The sequence below is a fragment of the Undibacterium sp. GW821-FHT11H02 genome (genome assembly GCF_058808015.1).
In genome coordinates this window covers 29,607-38,747 of sequence record NZ_JBXARG010000029.1, presented here as the reverse complement: position 1 = coordinate 38,747, position 9,141 = coordinate 29,607, and the positions used below count along the sequence as shown (strand labels likewise).

Below are 9,141 nucleotides of genomic sequence, written 5' to 3'. Positions count from 1 at the left end.
GATTTACTATTCAGTTCGGCGACCGTATGCCTGTAGCTTAACTTAAACACCGTTTACACAAAATTCAGGACACCCCCAACCCAGCGGCAAAAAGTGCTGCTACAAGCCACAAGTATCCTGCCCACTTTAACATTCTACTTCTCTTATTAAAGGCACCTGAGACCGTTCCAGATACTGCTGGTCCAATTAAGGCTTCCACACTTTTTCTTAGTTTTTCTCCTTCTAAATTGGATTTTTCAAGCTTTCCAAGTTCGTCGTTATATTGCGAAGCCAGTCGTTGAAGTTTAACTTGCCCATCGGTGGGATAAGTTAGTCCTAATGCCGCTAGCTCCACATGGAGATTATCCATCGCTCTTGCAGCTTCGAAAAAATTGTCGGCTGATTTCTCTTTAAGAAAATTCGGTAAAGTGCGTAAGACCAAATCAATGGCACTTTCAATTCGAACAATCGAACTAAATGGATAAAGATCTAAAGCATCATATTCAGACATATGTTTTAAGGAATTTACGATTCGCTCAGTAACAAGAACAAATTCGCCAAAACTTAGACCACTCCATTCTCCAATGCCCGTTGAAAATTGTTTTAACTGATTGACGAAAGTGTCATCAAGAATCCTGATTTTTTCTTTGAGCTTCATTACCTCTGTAGAAATGGACATATAGTCTCCAAATTAATATGCATCAATATAAAGCGATGAATTTTGCAATGAAATTTAATCGTAAAATTGAAAATCATTATTTTTTCAATTTGATTTCGCCACGGTTAGTATCCTGCATAAGCTGTAACCACTTCGAACGATCTTGTTCATTTTTTTCTTGAATTTTATCAATGTACTTTTTCATCGTGGCTTCGGTTGGAGAGTCAGCAGCGATTGTTTTTGCTGCGTCAATAGATCTTTCAGACCAATAAATCGATAACAGACCAATGACAATTGACATTGTCATGCATCTAATGCAAATTCAAAGGGTTTGATATTAATCTTGATCATATTGTTTATTGCTTAGTTCTAATTATCAGGCTTCATGATGAGCCAACCTCAATGACTCAGGCATATTGTTTTTACTGCCATTAAATAGTTTCTTGTTTTTCGCTATTGCTTCTTAGACCTTTAATGTTTGCGTTTAAGTTGAGAAGAATTTCAACTTTGACAGATATTGTGTCGAAGCCATTCCATATTAGCTCTGCTGAAGCTGCGATTGGACGAGAAGACGTTATTGATTCTAGAAAATATTTTTTGCAGGCATCTGGACGGTTTTCATTTAATAATCGCTTTCAAATTTTTGTGTATCGTATTTATGTTTGACTCTGACGCCTTACTGTAAAAATACGTAGGATTGTTTTGCACTTAATTTCGAGGCACTTCATTTACTCCATATCTTCGCAGTCATTGCGTCAAAAATTCGCACTTTGAGATGGAATTTTGATTGAATTGATTCTATGTGTTGTTTGTCGATATCTGAGTAGACGCCAATGTAAATACTCCAAAGTTTTGGTGGCTGTTTAGACCTGTATTTCGCAGCATGATTTATTGCTTCAATAATATGTTCATCATACATACCGAAGTTAAAACCAAATGTAATCAGCGAACCGTCGAGATTCGCTAGTTTATCGTAACAGTGAGAAAGGTAGCGATTATGTCGTATGTGGGCAAGTTTCTCATCACCACTTCCAGCGGTTACAAATATTGGGTACTCACCTTCGTTTAATCGTGTGCTAATATTTTCCAACAGATATCCGTCATAATCGTATTGTTCTTTTTCGATTTCAGATCCTGTATCAAATAGATGTAGTGCCCCGTGTAAGTAATGTACATTTTGCTCTTTCTGATTCGGCCCCCAACGTAGCTCTGACCATTCTTCATCCTCTCCGTTTGCTACCCCTACAGGATTTTCCAAGTCCCGCCCGAATCCATCAACAGACTTCAGCACATCTTGGCGCATTAAAATCCAATATAGAAGCAAGTCATAATTGGTTGTAAAGATATGTCCATTACTATTGGCGAATAAATTTAGAAAGTTTGCACAAGCAATACTTTTTTCCTCTGGTATTTTGAATACATGCTGTGGGTGTAATTCCTTTATCGATTCAAGCAAGCCTTGTTTTAGTTTTTCACTAGCTAACTTGATCTTGATTTTTAACTCTGGGGATGAATCAAAGGCATCAAGCAGAACGATTGTTGTATCAAGTTGCTGCATAATGAGTTCAAAATTTTTCGTTTTTATCGCGCCAAAAAGTTTTGAAAGCAATTCATCATCTTGTGATGAAAGGAAGTTGTAAAGTGCATTGTAAGAGAATATGTCCTTGTCATATGCCATGCTAAAACCGTTACCCATTAATAATGAAATAGGGCGATTATTTTGTTTGTTTAAGTGTGAAATGACCTCATCAAAGTGCATTATTTCCATTTAATTTCCATTCAAATGTAAGTCACAACAAATTTGAAATTATGTCTAAGTAGTTTTACAAATGGCGAAGCTAAAAATAAAAGCAATTTCAATGCCATACGAAAAGTAAGCAAATGCCGAGTAGATAATCATATCTCCATGAAAATATATTAAATTGCCATGTAAAGTTACACGTAAAATTTAATTCCAATTAAATCCGAAAAAACAAAATGCCCCAAACCCGCCCAGCCAAACCCTCAGACATCCCCGGCATCCTAGCTCTGCAAAACTGCAATCTATTAAGCAACCTAAGTGAAGAAGAACAAAAGAACGGCTTCGTCACTACTGCATTTACTATCGCGCAGATTGAAACTTTATTGGCGGATGGCGGTGTGTTCGTCGCGGTTGAATCGTCGGCAAATGATCAATCAGAAACCGTGATCGGCTATGCCTTGGCGGGGACTTGGGATTTCTTTGCGCAGTGGCCGATTTTTCCGTTTATGTTGGCGCGTTTGCCTGCTTTGAATTTTGAAGGACAGGAGATTACTGAGGCGAATTCTTTTCAGTATGGTCCTGTGTGTGTAGCTGCGGCGTATCGCGGGTTGGGGGTGTTCCCGCGTTTGTTTGAGACTATGCGTTTGGGGATGTGTGAGCGTTATCCGATTGGCGTGACTTTTATTAATCGCCTTAATCCGCATTCGTATCATGCGCATACCAAGAAACTGGGGATGACGGTGATTGATGAGTTTGAATTTAACGGGCGGCCTTATTATGGTTTGGCGTTTGATATGGCGCGGTCTGTGTTGGGTGGCGCGGTGGGGTGATTATTTTTGGGTGTTTGATTGTGTTGGTTTTGGTCGACTAAACCCATCTCTATTCCAAGCCTCGCCTTGAAAGCATAGGTATCTGCACAAGTCGAATGAACAGCAAATTTCATTAACCGTCACTCCTGCGTAGGCAGGAGTCTAGCGACTTTTGTCGATCAACGAACGCCACTGGATTCCTGCTAAGAGCACGCAGGAATGACGATTAATTGAGGCCGCTGTTTGTTTTTCTCTCTGAGGTTTTTTTGCATTTTAAGGAAGATAATTACATGTGTCGTAAGCCGAGAAGATAAGGGTGCCGACGCCATAAAGCGTCAGGCACAGAATCAAATTGAATTAAATCAAATCGCCTTACCAGCATCACGCATCTGTCGTATCGGTGACACCAGCAAAGCGATAACCACGATCACGATCAAGAGTGCGCCGCTGCCTGCAAATAATTGGGTCAGGCTAAGGCTGTGCATTAGCCATCCTGTCAGTGCCGCAGAGACGGGGCTGATGCCCATAAAAATGAACATGAAAATACTCATCGCGCGTCCCAACATGGCGGGTGGTACCTGGCGTTGTATCCACGTGAAGACTGCGACGTGCAGATAGCCGCCGAGTGTGCCTATCGCTAATAAAGTGACAGCACCTTGCCACGCGAAGTGGATCAATCCCATAGGCATAAATAGCAGCGCGACTAAGGTGTCGATCAGTAAAATCGTGCTGCCCAAACTACCTAGTCGCAGCTTGGGAAAGATGGAGGACATGGCCATGCCTAGCAGCGTGCCTGCGCCATGTGCACCGGCTAATAGGCCGAGTACACCGGCGTTATTGCCTAGTTGTTGCGCTAATAAAGGCATGGCGATTTGCATCGGTCCCATGATTAAAAAAGCGATGGCTGACCAATACAAAAAACAGGTGCGCATCATGGTGTCGTTCCAGCAATGACGTAGGCCGCTCATGGTGGCGCTGAGTAATGATTGCTTTACTTCGGATTGCTTTGTTGTTGCTTGATCAGTCTTGATCGCTAACATGTTCACATGTGACAAAGTCCATGCGGAAAATCCATAGCTAAAGCAATCGACAAAAAATGCCATCGACAGACCTTTTTTGTCGGCGATATTCATCAGGTTCGCCGTATCCAAATTCGCTGCTAGTCCAGCTTGCGATGCAGTGGTGTGATCACCTAATAGCGCGATTAATCCACCCGCCATCAAAGGGCCTAAAAAGAAGGTGATCTGACGTAAGCCTAGCATCATGCCATTCGCTGCTTGTAAGTGTTCTGCGGCGACTACGCGTGGCAACATCGAGGTGCCCGCTGGAATACTAAACGCCGTCGATAATCCCAAGAGTAAGGCAATCAGGTAGATCATCCATAAGCTCAGGCTGGACGTCATTAGCAGCACCACCAGAACCGCCAGTAAAACGGTATTGATGTACTTGGCAATCATCATCACTGACTTGGGATCATAGCGATCGACGACCGCGCCACCAATCAACATAAAGAGGGCACGCGGAATGCCGAGTAGTGCCAGCACGATACCCAGTGTGAGCGTGTCATGGCTCATTTGCAGTACCAACCAGGGCAGCGCGATGAGAGTAAATTGATCGCCTAGCATAGAGGTGATGCCACCCGTTAGCATCCACAGAAAATTGCGGTCACGCATAAAGCCGCGTGCGGGTTTTGAATCGTTATTCATAAAAACTCCAGATAAAGGGATAGCCTTGTCCGCCGGACTTGGCTGCTTAGTGTGATCGATAATGTGTTGTGGGATTTGCTGGTATTTGCTTAGGCGCTTATTTCGTCATCGATTTTCTGGACATCGCTTTTGCGACTTTGGGCGAGGCCGGCGCAGTCGAATTCTGCGTTTCTAAATAACGTAGGCCTTTGACCGCGTAATCAAGCACTTCTTGCGACAAGCCACCGCCTATCGTTAATCGAGGTTCTTTTTCATGGATTTGCCGTATCTTTTGCACCGTTTCCACGCGATTGCCCCAGGCATCTAAAAACATTGAGCGCCAATCTTGGATGCGTTTTAAGGCAATAGGATCGGTGATATCCATTCCCGCATCGATGAATTTTTTGAGGTCGATAAATAGCTCAGTCCACTTATCCATATTGCGCATAAACGAGGGACGGAAATATTGGCATTCCTCTTCGCTCAAATACCGGCGATAGATTTGGTAACGAATCTCTATCGCTGCCACATTGATGTAATCCATCATGGCGTTATCGACGCCGCTCATGGCTTGTATGGACGGCTCGTCTCTATGCATGTCAGCGAATTTTTTTAGAAGACGTGGATTTGGCACGGATTGATGCACAGTCTCTAGCCATTTTTGTACTTGCACTAAAACCTGAGGCTCACTGGGCGCGATTTTGGCGTCCATGAATTCGCGGATTTGCGCCACGATGGGTTGCATTGCCATATCCATTTTTCCGCTACTGACATCTTTATGCTGACGCCATAATGCGATGTCTTCGGGGCTGAAATATTTAGACCGCAGGCTCATCATTTCTAAAGTCGATAACCAATAATCCATATTCGGCTGATCATGTTGCTGCAGTTGCTCGTCCAATTCCAGTAAACGCTCGCGCAGCTCCTGGCTTTGTTTGATTTGCTCTTGCAGACTCAAAATTTGTTGGCTAATCACACTACGCAGATCAGCGGTATCGCCTTGGATTAGCTCAGCAATTTCTTGTAGGGATAAATCCAAACGGCGCAAAGCCTGAATCCTATGCAGCCGTGCAATGTCGTGACGGTTGTATAAGCGATAGCCAGCTTCAGAGCGACCCGAGGGCGTGAGCAATCCCAACTTGTCATAGTGATGCAAGGTGCGCACCGTAATCCCGGTGCGTTGCGCTAATTCGCCAATTTTTAACAACATAGGGTGCCTCTTTGAGCGAACATCAATTGAACATGAGACACACTGTAAAGCCTGACGTAGTGTCAGGGTCAAGGGGAAAGTGAAGAATTTTAGTTTTTAGGCGAAACAATGCTTTACTCTCATTTTTTGCAGGCTATGCATCTGATATGCCGTTTGATCTGAAGGTGATGGAATGTATATTCGCTTGAATCTACACTTCGGCTTTTTGTTAGATCAAAGCGTGGATTGGGATTAAGAAAGACTAAGATCAAGATTTGAATCAACAATTTTTCCAAACAACCGAGGTGTTGCGGATGATAGACAAATTCCCTACAGGGCAGTATTACGGCACGAATGCATTTGAACGACGTTTTCCGCGTATCGGCTTAAGTCATTTGCAAGCGACTGTACCTGAGCATGAGGTGAAAGAACATAGCCATGCTGGCGCGCATATGGTGTTGGCGACGCGGGGTCGTTATGTCACTTCGGCGGCGGGAGTGCAGCGTGAAGGGCCTGTGCTGGTCTACAATCCGCCCGATGTCGTGCATAGAGATCGTTTTGCAGGAGAAGGCGGGTGCTTCTTTGCAATTAGTTTTGATGCAGATGACTCGCGTGATCTCTATGAACAGATCAAATTGCCTGATTTTGCGTTACGTCATCATGATCCATTGCTCATTCAACAGGCGTTTGCCTTGCTCAAAGCGGCATCTTCTGGTGACGCCCTCAAACTTGATTTAGAAGTGCTGACCTTGAATGTCTTGAGCAGCTTAAACGCGCAAATTCCCTTATCGCTAAATCCGCCACCGTGGTTGCAACGTGCTCAGGAAATGATTGCCGATTTATCGGATCAGGATTTGGGAATCGCCGATATCGCTGAGTCTATCGGCGTACATCGCGTCTACCTGGCACGTCAGTATCTGCGCCATCTGGGCTGTACTCCGGGTGATGATTTACGTCGGCGTCGCGTCGAGCGTGCTACCCAACTGATGATGACCAGCGATCAAGCATTGAGTGATATCGCGCTTAGTTGTGGATTCTGCGATCAAAGTCATTTAAATCGGGCATTCATGCAACAGTGGGGTTTGACACCGACTGGTTTTGCCCAACTGAGCAGCTTAAAAGCTGGTTTCAAATATCCAAGACTGCACTGAACTCTTCGTTCAAGATGGAGCTTATTCATACGAATGAATTAATGATTTATAGCGACTTAACGAATGGAGATTTGATATGAAACGTCAACCAGCCTTGGGACTTGTGATCTGCACCATGCTGTTGAACGGCTATGCATTGGCAGCGCCGCAAAATGACAAGAACGATTGGGTGAAAGCCTTACCCGCTACGCAAAAATTAGATGCGACGAAACTAGCGGCGATGGATGAAGCGATCAAGAAGGGAACATTTCAGCAGATTACGAGTGTCTTGATCGCCCGACGCGGCCAGCTCGTGTTTGAATCTTACTATGATGCCGACGGTGTCGAGGGCATGCGCAATACGCGTTCTGCAACTAAGACAGTTACAGGTATGTTAGCCGGAGCGGCGATAGCTCGTGGCCATATGACGCTCACGACGCCTATCCTTAGTCAATTGAGGCCAAAAAAAGCATTAGACAATCCAGATCCGCGCAAGGCAAAAATCACGGTCGAAGATTTATTGACCATGAGCTCGATGATGGAGTGTGATGATCAGAATCAGTTCTCGCGCGGCAATGAAGAACGCATGTATCTGATTGAAGATTGGGTAAAGTTTTATCTCGATTTGCCTATCAAGGGTTTTCCTGCCTGGATTCCCAAACCATCAGCATCGCCCTACGGTCGTTCGTTTAGTTATTGCACCGCGGGGTCCACCACTTTAGGCGCAGTGGTGCAAAGCGCAAGCAAAATGCCGTTACAGGATTTTGCACAAAAAGCGCTGTTTGCGCCTTTGGGCATCACGAAGGCGGAGTGGCAATTTTCTCCTTTAGGTTTAGCGCAAGGCGGTGGTGGCTTGGGTTTGCGTAGCCGTGATCTTTTGAAACTCGGACAGTTGCTTGCCAATGGCGGCACATGGCACGGACAACAAGTGTTGCCAGCGGCATGGGTGAAAGCATCGGTGTCACCGCAAGCGCAGGTCGACGAAGAACGCAATTACGGCTATCTGCTTTGGTTGTATCCATATAGCGCAAAAGGCGTGAAGCATCAGTCGTATCAAATGGCGGGAACCGGTGGTAATAAGGTCGTGGTTTTTCCTGATCTTGACATGGTGGCATTGGTGACGACGACTAACTATGGCGTGCGTAATCCGCATCAAATTACGGATAAACTCATTGCTGAACATATTCTTGGTGCGCTTGACTAGGATTTAATTTTCTACGCTGACCACTTCGTTCTGTTCAAGGCTTTGCTGCCTAAACAAATCTAGGTGACGACAAAACTCCGTTCTCCCGCAAGCGGGAGAAGGGGCGGGGATGAGGGTTTTTCAGGCTCGGTTAATGATATTTCAGAATCTAAAAACGCTAGCTTTTAGCTACTTTGCCTTTAAAACTATCATGCCGCTTCTGAACCACCCTCACCCTAGCCCTCTCCCGCTCGCGGGAGAGGGAATATCACAGGTGGCGACAAAACTCCCTGCTCCCGCAAGCGGGAGAAGGGGCGGGGATGAGGGATTTTCAGGTTCGGTTTATGATATTTCAGAATCTAAAACCGCTAGCTTTTAGCTACTTTGCCTTTAAAACTATCACGCCGCTTCTGAACCACTCTCACCCTAACCCTCTCCCGCGTGCGCGAGAGGGAATATCACAGCTGGCGACAAAACTCCCTTCTCCCGCAAGCGGGAGAAGGGGCGGGGATGAGGGTTTTTCAGGCTCGGTTAATGATATTTCAGAATCTAAAGACGCTAGCTTTTAGCTACTTTGCCTTTAAAACTATCATAACGCTTCTGAACCACCCTCACCCTAGCCCTCTCCCGCTCGCGGGAGAGGGAATATCACAGGCGGCGACAAAACTCCCTTCTCCCGCAAGCGGAAGAAGGGGCGGGGATGAGGGATTTTCAGGCTCGGTTAATGATATTTCAGAATCTAAAAACGCTAGCTTTTAGCTACTTTG

The 9,141-nt window shown here is 45.0% G+C and carries 8 protein-coding genes; 3 read left to right on the top strand and 5 right to left on the bottom strand.

The annotated features are described in order from the left end of the window. Positions 1-64: 64 nt before the first annotated feature. The 3 genes from AC1RR2_RS19950 to AC1RR2_RS19940 form a co-directional block, all read right to left on the bottom strand. The gene (locus tag AC1RR2_RS19950; protein ID WP_493224036.1) at positions 65-658 is read right to left on the bottom strand and encodes a hypothetical protein; all 594 of its coding nucleotides are present in this window, start codon (positions 656-658) and stop codon (positions 65-67) included. A gap of 76 nt (positions 659-734) precedes the next feature. Beyond that, positions 735-938 (bottom strand): hypothetical protein, encoded by a 204-nt coding sequence (locus AC1RR2_RS19945; protein ID WP_493224035.1) that lies wholly within the window; start codon positions 936-938, stop codon positions 735-737. Positions 939-1,361: 423 nt separating this feature from the next. Then, on the bottom strand, positions 1,362-2,405 hold the full coding sequence (locus AC1RR2_RS19940; RefSeq protein ID WP_493224034.1) for a DUF4917 family protein: 1,044 nt from the start codon (positions 2,403-2,405) through the stop codon (positions 1,362-1,364). Positions 2,406-2,614: 209 nt separating this feature from the next. Here AC1RR2_RS19940 and AC1RR2_RS19935 point away from each other — a divergent pair, with 209 nt between their 5' ends. Next, positions 2,615-3,208 (top strand): GNAT family N-acetyltransferase, encoded by a 594-nt coding sequence (locus AC1RR2_RS19935; protein ID WP_493224033.1) that lies wholly within the window; start codon positions 2,615-2,617, stop codon positions 3,206-3,208. A gap of 341 nt (positions 3,209-3,549) precedes the next feature. Here AC1RR2_RS19935 and AC1RR2_RS19930 read toward each other — a convergent pair whose 3' ends face one another. Together AC1RR2_RS19930 and AC1RR2_RS19925 are read right to left on the bottom strand one after the other, a co-directional pair. After that, positions 3,550-4,893 carry an MFS transporter gene (locus AC1RR2_RS19930; RefSeq protein ID WP_493224032.1) on the bottom strand — a complete coding sequence of 448 codons (1,344 nt, stop codon included), beginning with the start codon at positions 4,891-4,893 and terminating at the stop codon, positions 3,550-3,552. 97 nt (positions 4,894-4,990) lie between these two features. Then, the gene (locus AC1RR2_RS19925; protein WP_493224031.1) at positions 4,991-6,082 is read right to left on the bottom strand and encodes a MerR family transcriptional regulator; all 1,092 of its coding nucleotides are present in this window, start codon (positions 6,080-6,082) and stop codon (positions 4,991-4,993) included. Between the two features lie 293 nt (positions 6,083-6,375). Here AC1RR2_RS19925 and AC1RR2_RS19920 point away from each other — a divergent pair, with 293 nt between their 5' ends. Both AC1RR2_RS19920 and AC1RR2_RS19915 read left to right on the top strand, forming a co-directional pair. After that, a complete protein-coding gene (locus tag AC1RR2_RS19920; RefSeq protein WP_493224030.1) occupies positions 6,376-7,212 on the top strand; it encodes a helix-turn-helix domain-containing protein in 837 nt (278 codons plus the stop codon). A gap of 76 nt (positions 7,213-7,288) precedes the next feature. Continuing rightward, on the top strand, positions 7,289-8,395 hold the full coding sequence (locus AC1RR2_RS19915; RefSeq protein WP_493224029.1) for a serine hydrolase domain-containing protein: 1,107 nt from the start codon (positions 7,289-7,291) through the stop codon (positions 8,393-8,395). Positions 8,396-9,141: the final 746 nt, after the last annotated feature.